Annotated in this window: 17 protein-coding genes; 2 read left to right on the top strand and 15 right to left on the bottom strand. The window is 61.7% G+C overall.

The annotated features are described in order from the left end of the window. Nucleotides 1-18 precede the first annotated feature (18 nt). The 4 genes from atpH to atpB all read right to left on the bottom strand — a co-directional run bounded on the left by atpH (nt 19) and on the right by atpB (nt 2,068). Entirely contained in the window at nt 19-564 is a 546-nt protein-coding gene (atpH, locus tag HII33_RS07535) for an ATP synthase F1 subunit delta (RefSeq protein ID WP_179395197.1), read from the bottom strand. Next, nucleotides 551-1,039 (bottom strand): F0F1 ATP synthase subunit B, encoded by a 489-nt coding sequence (atpF, locus tag HII33_RS07530; protein ID WP_179395196.1) that lies wholly within the window; start codon nt 1,037-1,039, stop codon nt 551-553. Before atpF ends, atpH begins: the two co-directional genes overlap by 14 nt. 79 nt (nt 1,040-1,118) lie before the next feature. Beyond that, nucleotides 1,119-1,331, bottom strand: coding sequence for a F0F1 ATP synthase subunit C (atpE, locus tag HII33_RS07525; RefSeq protein ID WP_179395195.1), 213 nt, complete (start codon nt 1,329-1,331; stop codon nt 1,119-1,121). A 14-nt stretch (nt 1,332-1,345) separates the two neighbouring features. Beyond that, the gene (atpB, locus tag HII33_RS07520) at nt 1,346-2,068 is read right to left on the bottom strand and encodes a F0F1 ATP synthase subunit A (protein ID WP_179395194.1); all 723 of its coding nucleotides are present in this window, start codon (nt 2,066-2,068) and stop codon (nt 1,346-1,348) included. Between the two features lie 38 nt (nt 2,069-2,106). On the opposite strand from atpB, the gene HII33_RS07515 reads away from it, so the two are divergent. Then, nucleotides 2,107-2,376 carry a hypothetical protein gene (locus HII33_RS07515; RefSeq protein ID WP_179395193.1) on the top strand — a complete coding sequence of 90 codons (270 nt, stop codon included), beginning with the start codon at nt 2,107-2,109 and terminating at the stop codon, nt 2,374-2,376. 177 nt (nt 2,377-2,553) lie between these two features. On the opposite strand, the gene upp is transcribed toward HII33_RS07515, so the two are convergent. The 6 genes from upp to HII33_RS07485 form a co-directional block, all read right to left on the bottom strand. Further along, on the bottom strand, nt 2,554-3,183 hold the full coding sequence (upp, locus tag HII33_RS07510) for a uracil phosphoribosyltransferase (protein ID WP_179395192.1): 630 nt from the start codon (nt 3,181-3,183) through the stop codon (nt 2,554-2,556). An 84-nt stretch (nt 3,184-3,267) separates the two neighbouring features. Next, nucleotides 3,268-4,500: a serine hydroxymethyltransferase gene (gene glyA / locus HII33_RS07505; protein WP_179395191.1), complete on the bottom strand. Its 1,233-nt coding sequence runs from the start codon at nt 4,498-4,500 to the stop codon at nt 3,268-3,270. A 41-nt stretch (nt 4,501-4,541) separates the two neighbouring features. Continuing rightward, nucleotides 4,542-5,558: an L-threonylcarbamoyladenylate synthase gene (locus tag HII33_RS07500; protein WP_179395190.1), complete on the bottom strand. Its 1,017-nt coding sequence runs from the start codon at nt 5,556-5,558 to the stop codon at nt 4,542-4,544. 14 nt (nt 5,559-5,572) lie between these two features. Beyond that, complete coding sequence (gene prmC / locus HII33_RS07495; protein WP_179395189.1) at nt 5,573-6,403, bottom strand: peptide chain release factor N(5)-glutamine methyltransferase; 831 nt, start codon at nt 6,401-6,403, stop codon at nt 5,573-5,575. Next, entirely contained in the window at nt 6,396-7,475 is a 1,080-nt protein-coding gene (prfA, locus tag HII33_RS07490; RefSeq protein ID WP_179395188.1) for a peptide chain release factor 1, read from the bottom strand. Before prfA ends, prmC begins: the two co-directional genes overlap by 8 nt. Before the next feature lie 21 nt (nt 7,476-7,496). Then, nucleotides 7,497-8,078, bottom strand: a complete 582-nt coding sequence (locus tag HII33_RS07485) for a thymidine kinase (protein ID WP_179395187.1) — start codon at nt 8,076-8,078, stop codon at nt 7,497-7,499. A gap of 162 nt (nt 8,079-8,240) precedes the next feature. Here HII33_RS07485 and HII33_RS07480 point away from each other — a divergent pair, with 162 nt between their 5' ends. Further along, entirely contained in the window at nt 8,241-9,602 is a 1,362-nt protein-coding gene (locus HII33_RS07480) for a Mur ligase family protein (RefSeq protein WP_179395186.1), read from the top strand. A 44-nt stretch (nt 9,603-9,646) separates the two neighbouring features. Here the strand turns inward: HII33_RS07480 and HII33_RS07475 are convergent, their stop codons facing one another. From HII33_RS07475 to HII33_RS07455, 5 genes are all read right to left on the bottom strand, one after another. Then, on the bottom strand, nt 9,647-10,501 hold the full coding sequence (locus HII33_RS07475; RefSeq protein WP_179395185.1) for a patatin-like phospholipase family protein: 855 nt from the start codon (nt 10,499-10,501) through the stop codon (nt 9,647-9,649). 198 nt (nt 10,502-10,699) lie between these two features. Beyond that, complete coding sequence (gene spxB / locus HII33_RS07470) at nt 10,700-12,436, bottom strand: pyruvate oxidase (RefSeq protein WP_179395184.1); 1,737 nt, start codon at nt 12,434-12,436, stop codon at nt 10,700-10,702. A gap of 349 nt (nt 12,437-12,785) precedes the next feature. Next, entirely contained in the window at nt 12,786-13,946 is a 1,161-nt protein-coding gene (locus HII33_RS07465; RefSeq protein WP_179395183.1) for a hydroxymethylglutaryl-CoA synthase, read from the bottom strand. After that, nucleotides 13,943-15,196: a hydroxymethylglutaryl-CoA reductase, degradative gene (locus tag HII33_RS07460; protein WP_179395182.1), complete on the bottom strand. Its 1,254-nt coding sequence runs from the start codon at nt 15,194-15,196 to the stop codon at nt 13,943-13,945. The genes HII33_RS07465 and HII33_RS07460 overlap by 4 nt, the downstream gene beginning before the upstream one ends. Continuing rightward, a complete protein-coding gene (locus HII33_RS07455) occupies nt 15,193-16,368 on the bottom strand; it encodes an acetyl-CoA C-acetyltransferase (RefSeq protein ID WP_179395181.1) in 1,176 nt (391 codons plus the stop codon). Before HII33_RS07455 ends, HII33_RS07460 begins: the two co-directional genes overlap by 4 nt. Between the last annotated feature and the right edge of the window lie 91 nt (nt 16,369-16,459).

Genomic DNA, 16,459 nt, shown 5'->3' with positions numbered 1-16,459 from the left:
CCGGTTCACCTCTTTTGCTTAGTTGGTGAGCAATTGCTTCTGAAGCTTGACGAGGCGGGTCGCGATCGTGCCATCGATGACCAAGTCATCGGACACGACCTTCACCCCACCGACGATCGCCGGGTCGACCACAGGGGTCAACCGGACGTCTTGCACGTCGAAGCGAGAAGCGATCGCTTGTCGCATTGCCTGAGTTTGTGGGTCATCAAGCGGCACCGCCGTCGTGACCGTCGCGTTCACGATCCCGTTTGCTTCATCGAAGCGCCGGGCGAACGCGGTGATCACGTGGCTAAGGCCACCGATGCGGCCGTTGCCGGCCACCACGTCGATCAGGTTCTGGACCAAGGGGCTGGCGTCGCGCTTGAGCAGCGCGAGCAGTTGATCCTTGGCCGCCTGACCGAGGTCCTTGCCGGCCAAGGCCGGCAACAGCTCAGGGTTGTCGTCGATCACGCGTTGGAGTTGGTCGAGGTCCGCCTGCGTCGAGTCAAGCTCTTGGTGAGCTTGGGCCACTTCGAACAGGGCCTTGGCGTAGCGCGGCGCTACCATTTGATCAGTGACTGCCATTGGCGTCACCCAGATCCTTGATGTAGCGATCGATCAGCTCTTTTTGCGTATCGGCGTCTAATTCCTTGCCGATGATCTTCTTGGCGATCGCCAAGGAGAGATCCGCAACGTCATTCTTCGCGTTGGTCAAGGCGTCTTGCCGCTCCTGGGCAATGTCCTTGTGCGCGGTCGCCTTCAGGGTGTCTGCTTCCGCCTTAGCGGCCGACACGAGCTCTTGACGTTGCTTTTCGCCGTTTTCCTTCGCCGTGGTGACGATCTTAACGGCATCAGCCTTAGAATTCTTCAACTCCGCCTGGCGCTTTTCGGCCAATTCCTTGGCTTCTTGGCGGGCGTTATCCGCGTAGTCCAGATCGTTTTCGATCTTCTCTTGGCGCTTAGCCATGATCGCGGTAACGGGCTTCCAGGCGAAGATCCCGACAAGCACCATTAAGACAGCGAAGGTGACGATGGTAAAGAGCATATCGCCTGCAGTCATAGTTGTTGACTCCCTTCTTAACGCGCTGTGGCGCTGATGGCAAGGCCTGGCCCAACCATCACCACGCTGCGCGCTTGTCTTACTTTTGCAGCAACATGAACGCGATAACGATCGCCATGATCGGCACCGCTTCGATCATCCCAACCCCGATGAACATGGTGGAACGAAGGGAACCGGAAGCTTCTGGCTGGCGTGCGATGCCTTCCAGAGTCTTAGAGATAACTTGGCCGTTACCATAGGAAGCGGCGAGCGCGGCAAATGCGGCAACGATAGCAGCTGCGATGTATTGCATGATTTTTCCTCCTATTATTCAGAAACTACCTTTTCGGACGTGTATACCGTCGCTAAGGTGACAAAAATGTACGCTTGGATCGTACCAATGAACACTGAGAACCCTTGCCAGATCATTTCGATCAAAAAGGCCCCCACGAACGACACGGCCCCTGCGGCACCGTGTCCTGAGAACGCCAGCTGCCTGATCAAAAGCAGCAGGACTTCACCCGCAAAGATGTTCCCGTAAAGACGCATCGATAACGTGACAAAGTTCGTGAAGTTCTCAAGGATGTTGATCGGGAGCAGGATCGACACTGGCGAAACGTATCCCTTCAAGTACCCCTTCATACCGTTGAAGACGACCCCGAAGAAGTGCGACAGGACCATGACCATCATGCCCAGACTCATGGTGATGATCGGGTCAGCCGTCGCCGACCGGAACCAGGTCTTCCCGCCCACATCGACTTGGAAGATCAAGCCGATCTGGTTGTTCACGAAGATGAACAAGAACAGCGTGAAGGCAAACAAACCAAAACGACTGCCCTCCTTGCCGGGCATCGACTGTTTGACGATCCCGTTGACGAAGTCGATCAGGTACTCGAGCACGTTCTGCTTGCCGTTAGGCCGGATAGCCGGCTTGCGCGACAACCAGAAGACGAACGCGAACACGAGAACGGCACTCACCAGGATCGCCAAGTCGTTCGCCGGATTGAAGCGCAGTCCGAACAGTTCGAAGTCGGGATAACTTTCGTTCACAGAATTCACCTCCTTAACCGAAGCAATAGCCACACGATATGTACGGACGCATTGACGGGCGTGCAATGGTCGGTTATTGTTTCAAAAAATGTGGATTTCCGGATACCCATCCGTCAAACACACCAATCACTTTAACACCATTCAATGAAAAAGACAAAGCAAACCAAAAAATTTCCAACGTTGATCTGACGGCTTTTTCACGGGTTCTTTCACTGATCCCCCGGCGAGTGATGAAAAACCAAAAGGCGCATTGCTATGATTATGCCACATTCGGTCCCCTTGGACAACCGCTCGTCGGCGTTGCCTGACCGAAAAAAACGTGTCCCAAAGTTCCCCCGGTGAACTGGACACTCGGCGCGATCCGTCCATTGACAAGTCGGTTCAAGTTCGTTCACATATTATGGTAGAAACACGACTGACCGATCAGTCAAGCCCCGTCGAGGCAAACAAAAAGCGCCTCGCAAGTTGCGAGGCGCCAGAGGCACTTACTTCGTACCGAAGAGCCGGTCACCGGCGTCGCCGAGCCCCGGGAAGATGTAACCCGTGTCGGTCAGGTGGTCATCCAGCGCCGCCGCGTAGATGTCCACGTCAGGGTGTGCGGCCTGCACGGCCTTGACCCCTTCCGGTGCCGCGACCAAGACGACCAGGCGCATCGACTTGGCCCCGCGCTTCTTCAGGGCCTCGACGGCCATGTTCGCACTCCCACCGGTCGCAAGCATCGGATCAACGATGATCAGGTCACGCTGATCGATGTCGGCCGGCATCTTCACGAAGTATTCGTGCGGCTTGAGGGTCTGCTCGTCACGGTACATCCCCACATGCCCGACCTTGGCCGCTGGGATCAGGCGCAGCACGCCGTCCACCATCCCTAAGCCGGCGCGCAGGATCGGCACGACAGCCAGCTTTTTGCCTGCTAGCTGCTTTTGCGTCGTCTTGCCCATCGGGGTCTCGATCTCAACGTCTTCAAGCGGCAGATCACGCGTGATCTCGTACACCATCAGCTCCGCGATCTCGTTGGCGATCTCACGAAACTCCTTGGTCCCGGCGTTCTTGTCGCGGATCAGTGTCAGCTTGTGTTGAATCAATGGGTGGTTCAAAACCGTAAATTTGCCCATGTGCAAATGGCCCTCCTTTATTTATGGCAAACGCCAAGCTCACGGTGAGCTTGGCGCTTTTGGCATTCCTGCCCAAAACCTTATCTATGATAAAGGATGACGACCGGTCAGCGCAAGTACTGATTGCCGGATCCGGGTCAAAACTTCTTGATCGTCACGATTCTGGATCGCTTCGGAGATCAGGTGCGCGACGGCCTTGCAGTCTTCCTCGTTGAACCCGCGGGTCGTGATCGCAGCGACGCCGACGCGGACGCCAGAGGTCTTGAACGGCCCGTTCGTTTCGCCAGGGATCTGGTTCTTGTTCGTCGTGATCATCACCGTGTCCAGCAAGTCCTGGACCGTTCGGCCGGTGACCCCATAACCGGTGACATCGAGCAGCACCATGTGGTTATCCGAGCCCCCGGAGATCATCTTCAGGTGCGGGTCCGCGGCGAACCCTTCACACATCGCCTGCATGTTCTTGACGATCTGCTGGGCGTACAGCTTGAAGTCTGGCTGCATCGCCTCACCGAGCGCGATCGCCTTGGCCGCGATCACGTGATCCAGCGGCCCGCCTTGGATGCCTGGGAACAGCGCGGAGTTGATCGCCTTGCCGTACTGCTCACGCGCGAGGATCATCCCACCGCGGGGACCGCGTAGCGTCTTGTGCGTCGTCGTGGTCACCACGTCAGCGTACGGGACTGGGCTCATGTGCACCCCTCCCGCCACGAGGCCCGCGATGTGCGCCATGTCGACCATCAGGTAGGCCCCGACGTGATCGGCGATCTCCCTGAACTTCGCGAAGTCGATCTCCCGGCTGTAAGCCGAGGCCCCGGCCACGATCAGCTTCGGGTGCACCGCCTCCGCCTGGGCGGCGATCGCGGCGTAATCCAACCGGCCGGTCTCCGGGTCAAGCGCGTAGTGGTAGAAGTGGTAGGTCTGGCCGGAAAAATTCACGGCCGCCCCGTGAGTCAGGTGCCCACCGTCAGTCAGATCCATCGCCAGCACCTTATCGCCGTCTTCCAAAAAGGCGCGGTACACGGCCATGTTGGCCTGCGAGCCGGAGTGCGGCTGAACGTTCGCATACGCCGCGCCGAACAGAGCCTTCGCCCGATCGATCGCAGTCTGTTCGATCACGTCGATATACTCGTTGCCCCCGTAATAGCGGTGCTTCGGGTAGCCTTCGGAGTACTTGTTGGTCAACACGCTCCCCTGCGCGGCGCGCACGGCGGGGCTCACGATGTTCTCGGATGCGATCAGCTCGATGTTGTGCTGCTGGCGCATCTCCTCGTGTTGAATGGCAGTGAAGATCTCTGGGTCATAACTCGTGTAATCCATGCAATCCCTCCTATTCGGTTGGCTTCAGTATATCAGAACGTTCAATTCTCGTCAGGGTTAAAATGTTCGTTCCCAGCGGATTTTAATAACCGGTTCATGTAAGCGACGCCAAGGCCTGTCGGTGCGAATGCCTCGGCGAGGATCAGGGTGACCGTCGGGTGCAGATCGAACCACCGCAGGCCTGCAAACAGGTTCCGGGCGGCAGCCGGTAGATCTGCCCCCAGGCTGTATGTCGGCACGGCCGCCGGCAAGGTCATGAGCACCGGATCGGTCGCCAGCACGCCGAACGGCTGCTGGCGTGCGGCCGCCCACTTGAGCGCCTGCGGCCAGTCGGCTGGGTGGTCAACGATCACGACCTGCGCAGTCGGCGCGTAATGTTTGTATTTCATCCCCGGTGCCTTCGGGGTCTCCTTGGCGCCGACCTTATGGTGATCGGTCGCCACTTCACCGACCAACGGCTCGAGCATCTCCGGGGTCACTTCCCCCGGGCGCAGGATCGCGGGGGGCTGCACGGTCATATCGATCACCGTCGATTCGACCCCCACCTGCGTCGGACCATCCGCCAAGATCCCCGCGATCGCCCCGTCGAAGTCATGCAAGACGTGCTCCGGCCGCGTCCCGCTCGGCTTGCCTGACAGGTTCGCCGACGGGCCAACGATCGGTCGGTCCGCCAACCGGATCATCTCTCGGGTCAATGCGTTGGCCGGCATCCGAAAGGCCGCGGTATCCAGTCCCCCGGTGACGACCTTGGACAGCCGGCCTGGCAGGACCGGCAAGATGATCGTCAAGGGGCCCGGCCAGAACTGGTCCATCAGCTGCTGTGCCGCCGGCGTGATCGTGGCAAACCGCGCGACCATCGCCGGGTCGGCGACCGTCACAATCAGCGGGTTGTCCGCCGGCCGGTGCTTAGCGGCGTAGACCTTGAGGGCCGCTTGGGGGTCCGTCGCGTCCGCGCCCAGGCCGTACACGGTCTCGGTCGGAAACGCAACGACCTCCCCGGCGGCGATCAGCTGCGCCGCCGTGGCCACCGTGTCTCGATCAAACAATTTGGTTTCCATGCTTCTCTCCTCTTTTACGCAAAACTCAGACGCACCATTCGGGGGTGCCCGGCCATGTCGCGGCGAAACTCAACTTGCGCCTGTGGGACCACCGCCTTGAACAGCGCGGTGAGCGCCGGCACTTGGTGGTAGCCATACTCCAGGTAGATCCGCCCGCCTGGCGTCAGGTGCGCCGGCGCCGCCTGGATGAACCGCTCGAACAGCGCCAGTCCGTCATGTTCAGCAAACAGCGCCAGGTCCGGCTCGAACGCCAGCGTGCTCGCGTCCATCACCGCGACCTCAGCCCGGCTGATATACGGCAAGTTCGCCACGATGAAGTCGTAGCGCCCCGGCAGTGCCGCGAACAGGTCACTGACGACCAGGTGCACCGATGCCCCGAGCGCCTTGGCGTTGGCTTCGGCGACCGCCAGCGCCGCCGGGGACACATCGCTCAGTGTCATCGCTGCGGCGAGCCGCCGACTCAGCGTGACGCCGATCGCACCACTGCCGGTACCGACGTCCAGCCCGCTGGCAGCGCCTTGCTGGTCGGCCAAGACCCAAGCGACCAACTCCTCGGTCTCAAACCGCGGGATCAGCACATCTGGCGTGACGCCAAACCACTCGCCGTAAAACGGCGCCCGACCGACGATGTACTGCGGCGGCTCGTTGGCCAGCAGGCGCTGGACATCCGCGGCAAACTGCGCGGCCTGCGCTGGCGGCAGCGGGTCGCGGTCGTGCAGGCGTAGCTGGCTCGGGGTGAACCCGGCGCGCACCTCCAGCACGTAGCGCGCGCCGTCTGGGTCGATCCCGGCGTCAGTAAGCAAACGAGACGCCCCGCGGAGCGCCTCTGCATAAGTCTTACCCATTGATCTGTTCCAGCTTCGTGGTCTGGTCTTGCAAGATCAAGGCGTCGACGATATCTTCAAGCTCCCCGTTCATGATCCGGTCCAGCTTGTTCAGCGTCAGGCCGATCCGGTGGTCGGTCACCCGGTTTTGGGGGTAGTTGTACGTGCGGATCCGCTCGGAGCGATCCCCGGAGCCGATCGCCGTCTTGCGCTTCTCCGCGTAATCCGAGGCGTTTTGACTCTCATAATAGTCGTAAACACGGCTCCGCAGGATCTGCATCGCCTTCTCGCGGTTCTGCTGCTGGGAGCGCTGATCCTGCATCGTCACCACGATCCCCGTCGGCAAGTGCGTCATGCGTACCGCACTGGAGGTCTTGTTGATGTGCTGACCACCCGCCCCGCTGGACCGGTACACATCGGTGCGGATATCCTTCGGGTCCAAGTCGAGTTCGACCTCGTCGTACTCCGGCATGATCCCGACTGTCGCGGTGCTGGTATGCACCCGCCCCGCCGATTCAGTCGCTGGCACGCGCTGCACGCGGTGGGCGCCGTTTTCGTATTTGAGCTTGGAGTAGACCGACTCACCGGTGATCAAGACGGAAACTTCCTTGTAACCGCCCACCTCGGTCGGGTTCTCATCGATGATCTCGGTGGTCCAGCCCTGCTTTTCGGCGTACTTCATGTACATGGTCAGCAGGTCGGCGGCAAAGATGCTGGCTTCATCCCCACCGGCCGCCCCGCGGATCTCCATGATGATGTTCTTATCGTCATTCGGGTCCTTCGGCAGCATCAGCAACTTGATCTGGTCCTCCAGCTGCACCTGCTCCGGACGCAGGCTCGCCAGGTCTTCCTTGGCGAGTTCGACCATCTCCGGATCGTGGCTGTCGCGCATCATCTCCGTCGCCTCGTCGATGTCTGAGCGGACCTGCTTGTACTGCTTGTAGGCGGCGACGACTTCGCGCATCCCGCCTTCTTCCTTGGACAGCGCCAGGTAACGCTTCGTGTCCTGGATCACTGCCGGATCAGACATCAGCTCCTGCAACTCGTCGTAGCGGTCCAGCAAGCCGTCTAACTGTTCAAAAATCTTGTCCATAGTTCCTCCTCAAATCCGAGTTCATGCGCGCAGGGTCTGCGGCGGGTAATAGTAGTGGTGCCGACAGACCGGGAAGTAGGACTCGTTGCCGCCGATCTGGATCTGCTCGCCGGCGTAGACCGGCTTGCCGTCGTGCACACGCAGGTTCATGATCGCCTTTTTGGCGCAGAACCAGCAGATCGTCTTCATCTCTTCGATCTTATCCGCGTACAAAAGCAGCGCCTTGGAGCCTTCGAACAAGTCGTTTTTGAAATCGTTCTTCAAGCCGAACGCCATCACCGGGATGTGCAGCTCATCGACCACCCGCGCGCATTCGAACACGTGGTGCGTCTGCATGAACTGCGCCTCGTCGATCAGCACGCACGCCGCCTGCGGGTTGAGTGCTTGCACCAAGGCGAAGACGTCGGTGTCCCCTTCGATCGGGTGGGCGGGGCGTTCCATGCCGATACGGCTGGCGACCACTCCGACGCCGGAACGGTCGTCGAGCGCCGACGTCAGGATGATCACCTGTTTGTGCTGCTCCTCGTAGTTATGGGCGACCTTCAGGATCTCAATGGACTTGCCGGAATTCATTGCGCCGTAGCGAAAAAATAATTGGGCCAAGCGAAGCACTCCTTTGTCACGCGTTTTGAAAATACCCTTTCCAGTATACTAGACTCTGCCCCGAAAAAACAGACCGGGCGCGGGCCATCGCGTCACCATTCCGCCCGCGGGCCCGCGTGAAATATGGTAGAATGAATCGACACAATGAGAGGACGAATCAGGATGACAATTTCACTCAAAGCGCGCCTGGCGATCGCCGTCGGCCGCTTCAGCTACTGGTACCTGCACACCTTCCGCAACGGCGGCAGCTCACTCCCGGGCAAACTCGCGGCGCGCATTGACCCCGACGTGTTGACCGCACTGGGGCAAGGCCGCGAGACCATCGTGATCACCGGCACCAACGGCAAGACGCTGACGACGAACCTCGTCGTCAAAGTCTTGGCGCAGCAATACGATGACGTGTTGACCAACCCGACTGGGTCCAACATGATGCAAGGGATCATCACTGCCTTTCTCGCCCACAAGCCCGTGCGCGGCGCCAAGCGCCCGATCGCCGTCCTTGAAGTCGACGAGGCCAACGTTGCCCCAGTCAGCGCCGCGCTGCACCCGCGGGCGTTCGTGATGACCAACATCTTCCGTGACCAGATGGACCGTTACGGGGAGTTCTATACCACCTACGAGAAGATCCTCAAGGGGGTGCGGGCCAACCCCGATGCCGTGGTGATCGCCAACGGTGACGCCCCGATCTTCAGCGCGCGCGAGCTGCCGAACCGCTGGCGCTATTACGGGTTCGCACTCACTGAGACCGCCGGCACCGACCAGGTCGCCCCACCGAACACCGATGGCGTGCTCTGCCCTGTCTGCGAGCACATCCTACACTATCACGGGATCACCTATGCCAACCTGGGCGACTTCTTCTGCCCCAACTGCGGCTTCAAGCGCCCTGCGCTGGCTAACGCGGTGACCGCCGTCGCCGCTCAGACCCCGACGCGCTCCAGCTTCGCCATCGACAATCACCCCTACCAGCTCTCAGTGGGCGGGACCTACAACATCTACAACGCCTTAGCAGCCTACACGGTCGGCGCCGAGTTCGGTATCACGCCCGCCCAGATCGAGACGGCTTTCAGCTACGACGAGAAGGTCTTCGGCCGTCAGGAGCAGATCGAGATCGCCGGCAAGCACGTGACCCTGATCCTGGTCAAAAACCCAGTCGGGCTCAACGAAGTGCTCAGCATGATCCAACGCCAGCCGGACCCATTCGCCTTTGCGATGCTGCTGAACGCGAATTACGCCGATGGGACCGACACCAGCTGGATCTGGGATGGGAACCTAGAGGCGATCGTCGCCAGCCCCCAGGCTCAGACGTTCATGGTCGGCGGCGAGCGCTACCAAGACGTCGCCTTCCGCATGCAAGTCGCCGGCGTCTCCGAGGCCGACTTGATCGTCAAGCCCGACCTCGGAGACGTGATCGAGGCGGTCAAACAGGTCCCCGAGACACAAGTCTACCTGCTGGCGACCTATACGGCTGTGCTCCAGTTACGCAAGAAGCTGGCCGCCGCCGGTTACATCAAAGCGGGGTTTTGACCCACCCAAAAACGGCAGCCCTAGGGCTGCCGTTTTTGGTGTCATCACCCTTGCAAGTACGCCTGCATTGCCGGCAGCAAGGCGGTCGCTTCGCGCCGACCGGTTTCATATAGCGCCTGCAACTTGGTCGTGTCGCCTTCCAAGCGCGACACATTCACCGGTTGCTGCGGCGCGATCACGAAGAGCCGCCCCGCGTTTTCCAAATCGACTAACTCGTCGGCCTGGCGGTTATACATCGTCGGGCGGGCGATCGCAGCCTGCACGAAGTCTGGATATGGGGCAAATGCACGCGCGTAGGCACGCGCCAGGACGGCCCCGGTCTGGTGCTTGCGGTAAGTGCGCTCGCGCGTGCGGATCACAACGATCCGGTCGACCCCCGCACCCAAGGCGTAGTGGAACGGGATCGAATCCACGATCCCACCATCAAGGCACAAGCCGCGGGTGGTCTGGGCTGGGGCCGAGATGAACGGCATCGCGCTGGACGCCTTCAGTGCGCCCACCAGCGCGGCCCCGGTCGGATGGGTGAAGTAGATCGCCCGCCCCAGGCTCAGGCTCGTCGCAGTGATCACGAACCGCATCGGGCTGGCCGCGTATGTCGCTTCATCAAAATCCTCCCACGTGTCGCCGTGGGGCGCGAAGAGGTAATCTAAGTTGATAATATCCTGCCGCCGCAGCGCGCGGCGCAGAGAGATGTAGTTCTTATCGTGGCGGTACATCACGTTGATGCGGTCTGTGCGGCCCGGTTGCTGGGAGATATAGTTCGTCCCACACAGGGCGCCGGCGGACACGCCGACGACGAGGTCAAAAAACTGTTGGTGGGCCATGAACGTATCCAGCACCCCTGCGGTGTACTGCCCGCGCAGTGCGCCACCCTCCAAGATCAATGCAGTTCGTGTCATTCGCATCCTCCATTCTGCCGGTCCAGCCGGCGTGGCCCTATTCTACCCCAAAACCTGAGCCGGTGCCAAATCCAAGCCCGACCGGCAGGCGCCTGCCAGCGCCAGAGGCGGCCAGGGGTTCGGGTTAGACGCCTTGGGCCGACCAGCGTCGTGCGCTCGACCATCAAAAAAGCGCCGCTAGCGGCGCTTTTTTGAGGCTCAGGCCTCTTCTTCTGCCAATAGTTGGCGGAACGGGATCAGGTGCTGCGCCGAATACTTGGCGACAAAGGCATCGACCGCCGCCGGGTCTTGCGTCTCACGATCCAAAACCAGCTGTTCGACCGGTAGTGGGCGCAAGTCGGAGATCTTGACGTCGATCACGACTGGGCCCTGCGCGTCTTTGGCCTGGGCGAACGCCGCGTGCAACTCGTCTAAGGTCCGAACCTCAAACCCGGTCGCCCCAAGCGCCTGTGCCGCCGTCCCGTAGTCGGCGTCGATCAGATCGACCCCAGAGTGCGGCTGACGCGTGTCATCTTGTTCGGCTTCGATGAAGCCTAGGCTCTCGTTGGTCAAGATCACGTTGATGATCGGCATGCGGTACTTGACCTGCGTCAAGATGTCTTGCATCACCATCGCGTAGCCCCCGTCACCGGAGATCGACCAGACCTGGCGGTGCGGGAACTCCGCCTGCGCCCCGATCGCCGCGGGCAGCGCATAGCCCATCGTCGCATACCAGCCGCTGGTCGTGAACCGCTGCGCCTGATCGATCTTCAGGTAACGCATCCCGTTGATCGTCACGTTGCCGACATCGACCTGGAAGATCGCATCCGGCGTTGCGGCGTCGTTGATTGCCTTGAAGACCGGCTCGACCCGCAGCGGTGTACTGTCGTCGGCTTCAAAGCTCTGGATCCACTCGACCCAGTTCGCCTTGTTGCGCAACGCCGCACGGTACCAGCCCGTCTCCGGCTGCTGCTCACCGCGTTCGAGCAACTCATCAACGGTCTTTTTGACATCCGCCATGATCGCCAGATCGACCGTGTGGCGGCGCCCAAACTTGGTCCCGTCGATATCGACCTGGATGTACTTCGCGTCTGGCGCAATGAAGTACGCCTGGAACGGCATGTCGGTCCCGAGCATCAGCACAGCGTCCGCCGACCCGGCGACCTCGACCCCCGGCTTAGAGGCGACGCGGCCTGCCGACCCCATATAAGCCGGGGCGCTGTCTGGCACGATCCCCTTGGCTGGGGCGGAGCTCAGGATCGGCGCTTGGAGCATATCACTCAGCGCCAGCACTTCCTGACCAGCACCGCGCGCACCGAGTCCGATGTAGATCAACGGATGTTTGGCCGCCGCCATGATCGCCCAAGCGTCTTCGATCTGCGCCGGGTACGGGGCTGGTAACAGCGGCTTCTGGTACAGCGGCGCGCTGGAAACATAGTTGTCCTCGATCGGCTGCCACCCGAGGTCCTTCGGGATCGTGACCACGGCCACCCCACGCTTGGCGTATGCTTGGCGGATCGCTTCGTCGACCACGCTCGGCAGTTGCTCAGCGGTCATCGCAGTGCGGTTGTACACGGAGACATCCGCGAACATTGGGTTCTCGTTCATCTCTTGGAAGTAGCTGGTGTTCATCGCGCTCGTCGGGACCTGGCCGACCAACGCCAGCACCGGCACTCCATCGTACTGGGCATCATACAAACCGTTGAGCAGGTGGACGGCCCCAGGTCCGGCCGAACCGAAGGTCACGCCGATCTTGCCGGTGATCTTCGCCTCGCCGACCGCGGCTAAGGCCCCGACCTCCTCGTGCCGGACCTGGATATAATTGAGCGTCTCACGCCGGTTGTGAAGTGCGTTCATGGTCGAGTCGAACGACCCGCCCGGTAACCCGTAGATATTCTTGACGCCCCAGCTTTCGATGACCTTGAGCATCGCGTCTGATGCATTGAGCTTTGCCATGGTTGATCCCTCCGTATTTGCTTACTTTTTACAAGTCTCATTATAGCTCATCACTAATTAAAAACAAGTACCGAAACCACTTTCATTATTACCTCGACCATAGCACGCTGACGCACCGCCAGGGTAATGATGTGCTTGTGAATTCAGGGACGTCAAAGCGCGCGGGGACCAGGTTACCCTCGTCCCCGCGCGCTTTGTGATCAAACCTCATGGTCACCGACCAGACTGCCGCCAACCCGGTAACGCCTGCCTGGTCGCGCCTGCGCGAGCCAGACCGATCTGCGCAGCAGATCCAACCGACGATGCCTGCCGTCGCGCCACGCAACCGGACCGCTCCCGCGCCTCACGCTCAGTTCGTGCGGTACTGCCGCTCTTGGCCGCTGACGCCGGTCAGGACGAACGGGCCCGCAAAGAAGGCCGGATCACTGCTATAATCTGCTGGGCCATAAGGCACCTTGTCGCGGAACAGCGTCTCGTAGTCCGGGATGCTCAGGCGCGTACGGGCGTCCAGCAACGCGGCATGGTCGGCGCGATGCAGGTGCGCCGTGAACCCCTCAACCAGCGTCCCGCTGAAAAATTCGCCGACCGCGCCCGAGCCATAGGAGAACAACCCGATGCGCGCGCCAGGGGTCAGCGTGTCATCCAGCTCAAGTAGCGACAACAACCCCAGGTACAGGGAGCCGGTGTAGATGTTGCCGATGCGCCGACTGTACTGAATACTGCGCTCGAACCGTGCGGTCAACTCAGCCTGCTGGACTGCCGAAGCCGCCGGTAGAGCCAACCGTAGCGCCTTGAGGCCCATCTTCGTGTATGGCAGGTGGAAGCAGAGCGCGTCAAAATCCGCGACCGTGCGCCCAGACTGGCGTTGGTATTGGGCCCAGACGCGTTTGAAGAAGGCCAGGTACTGTTCCGTGGAGTACTTGCCACGCGCCAGTGCGGTGTCTTGGTACACCGGCCGCCAAAAGTCCATGATCTCTTCAGCATAGTAGACCGAATCGTCAGCCAAGGCCAGCACGCGCGGTGCTTCAGTCACCAGCATCGCGACTGCGCCGGCGCCTTGGGTGACTTCCCCGCCGGTCGCCAGCCCGTAGCGCGCGATGTCGCTGGCGATCACCAGTGCCTGCTGCCCGGGATGCGTCGCCACATAATCGCGCGCCATCATCAGCCCCGCAGTGCCACCATAACAAGCCTCTTTGATCTCAAGCGCACGTACCCACGGATGGAGTCCCAACAGGCGCTGAACATACAACGCGGACGCCTTGCTCGCATCGATGCCCGATTCCGTCCCGACCACGATTAGGCCCAGCTTCGTCGTATCGATCGTCAGCTCGCGCGCTGCTGCGGCCGCCATCGTCACGATGTCTTGGCTGCTGGGGGCGACGGCCTGCTGGTCCTGGCCGATACCGATGGTGTATTTATCCGGCTCATCGCCGCGTGCCCGCGCAAGCTCGCGCAGGTCGATGTACCAATTCGGGGTGTAAAGTCCGATCTGATCGATCCCGATCGTCACTGTGCATCATCCTTTCGTAATTCGGCCACAATGGCCTGAGCGTGCGCCAAGTCTTTGGGGACCGCCTGAAGCCGGGCCGCCACGGCCGCGATCTCTGTGTCCCGTGCCCCGGCTGCGATCGCCAGCGACCGCGCCTGAAGCGCCATGTGCCCCGCCTGGATCCCAGGGCCGGCCAGCGCGCGCAAGGCCGCCAGGTTCTGCACTAGCCCCAATGCAGCCAGGACCGCCTGAAGGGTCGCCACATCAGTGTACCCACCCAAGCGCTTGGTCACCTGGGCCAGCGGCAACGCGCTGATCGCACCGCCGACCACGCCCACTTGCAGGGGCAGTCGCAGCGTCCCGGTGAGGTCGCCTTGGGTCGTCTGCCGCCAGACTGCCAGCGGCCGGTAAATCCCGGTATGGGCAGCATACGCTTGGGCGCCCGCTTCAACGGCCCGTGTGTCGTTGCCGGACGCGAGTACCGCGGCGTCGATCCCGTTCATGATCCCTTTGTTGTGTGTCACGGCGCGGTCCACGTCACATTCGGCCAGGTCGCTCAAGGCGCCGATCCGCGCGGCGATCGTCTCGCCATCGACGTCACGGGTCGCCAGCGTGGCGGCCGTCAAGGTCACGGTCGCGGTGGTCACCTGCGGGCTCGCATTGGTCAGGATCGCGACCAACGCGGGCTGACCCAGCCATTGCCCGACCGCCGCGGCGACCGCCTCAGCGATGGTGTTGACGATGTTAGCCCCCATTGCCGCCTGCGGGTCCACCTGCAAACTGAGCTTCAAAAAACGCCCTGGGGTGCTGACCGTGACCGTCTCAAGCCCCCCACCGCGGCGCACGATCGACGGGTGAGCGGCAGCGGCGACGGCCTGCAGGTCAGCCATGCGCGCGGTGATCAGCGCCGCGGCGGCGGTTCGATCGGCCACACCATCGAAGACCACCTCTCCGGTGACCCGGTGAGGGCGCGTCTCAACGTGCACGCCGCCGCTGAGCGCCGCGAGCCGGGCCCCGTTAGAGGCCGCTGCGATCACAGATGGTTCTTCGGTCACCATCGGCACCTGATACACCCGCCCGTTGACGCGCAAGTCGCGCGCGAGCCCCAGCGGCAGCGTGAACTGGCCCAGCTGGTTCTCGATCAGGCTATCAGCCACGGCCGGCGTCAGGCCCGGCGCCGCCGCGAGGACGGCCGCGTCTGCCGCAGTCAGTGCGCCGCTTTCGACCAGCGCTGCGCGCCGCGCCGCGGCACTCATCTGGTAGAATTTCACCGGCTGACCTGCATCGCAACGCCGATGCCACCGCCGACGCACAGCGCCGCGATGCCTTGATGCTGATTGGTCTGCTGCAACGTATACAGCAACGTCGTCAGCACGCGCGCGCCGCTGGCGCCCAGCGGGTGGCCTAAGGCGATCGCACCGCCGTTGACGTTGAGCTTGGCTTCCGGCAACTCCAGCTCGGAGGCCACCGCCACGCTTTGAGCGGCGAAGGCCTCGTTGATCTCCACCAGGTCGATATCGGTCATGGCACTGCCAGTACGCCGTAGTAGCTTTTCGATCACGCGCTTCGGGGCGTAACCCATGAAGTTCGGATCGATCCCACCCTCATTGTAACCCGCAATCGTCGCCAAGTATGGCAGGCCCTCAGCGTCGGCTAGGTCCTTACGCATCAGGATCAGCGCCGCGGCCCCATCGTTGATCCCGCTCGCATTGCCCGCCGTGACGGTCCCGCCGTCTTTGAAGGCGGCCCGTAACCCGGCGAGCTTCGCCAGGCTCGTGTCCGCCCGTGGTCCTTCATCTGCAGTGACCGTCACCGGTCCGCGGCGAGTGGTCACCGTGACCGGCACGATCTCGGCGTCGAACCGGCCAGCCGCGGCCGCCGCAACGGCCTTTTGGTGAGATGCGAGCGCGAACCGGTCCTGGACCTCACGGCTCACACTGAACTGCTCCGCGACGTTCTCCGCGGTGATCCCCATCGGCAGACCGGTGAAGGCATCGGACAGTCCGTCACGGTACAACCCATCGATGAACTCAACGTTGCCGAACTTATGACCAAACCGCGCGCTCGGGGCGTAAAACGGGGCCTGACTCATGCTTTCTGTGCCGCCGACCAACACGACATCGGCGTCGCCGAGCAGGATCGCGCTTTGGCCCAGGCGCACAGCCTTGAGCCCCGAGCCGCAGACCTCGTTGATCGTCATTGCGGTGCTCGCTGGCGCCAGGCCACTCTTGAGCGCGATCTGCCGCGCGACGTTCTGCCCGGAATTCGCCTGCAGGACGTTACCGAAGATCGCCTGATCGACACGCGACGGCGCCAGCCCCGCGCGTTCGATCGCGGCTTGGGCGGCCACGGTCCCCAACTCGACTGCTGACAAGCTGCTCAGCGCGCCGCCGAGTTTGCCGATCGGCGTCCGCGCTGCACTGAGGATAACCACTTCCGTCATAATCTTCTCCACCTTATCCGTATGATTAGCCTTTTGACTAGCCAATTCTGTCCTAATCATTATACGCAAAAGGCCCGGTGGCAACACCTGG

The sequence above is a fragment of the Lacticaseibacillus absianus genome (assembly GCF_013407595.1).
In the GTDB taxonomy this organism is placed as follows: domain Bacteria; phylum Bacillota; class Bacilli; order Lactobacillales; family Lactobacillaceae; genus Lacticaseibacillus; species Lacticaseibacillus absianus.
Note: the sequence above shows the minus strand (reverse complement) of the source record. Positions and strands in the feature narration are given on the sequence as shown.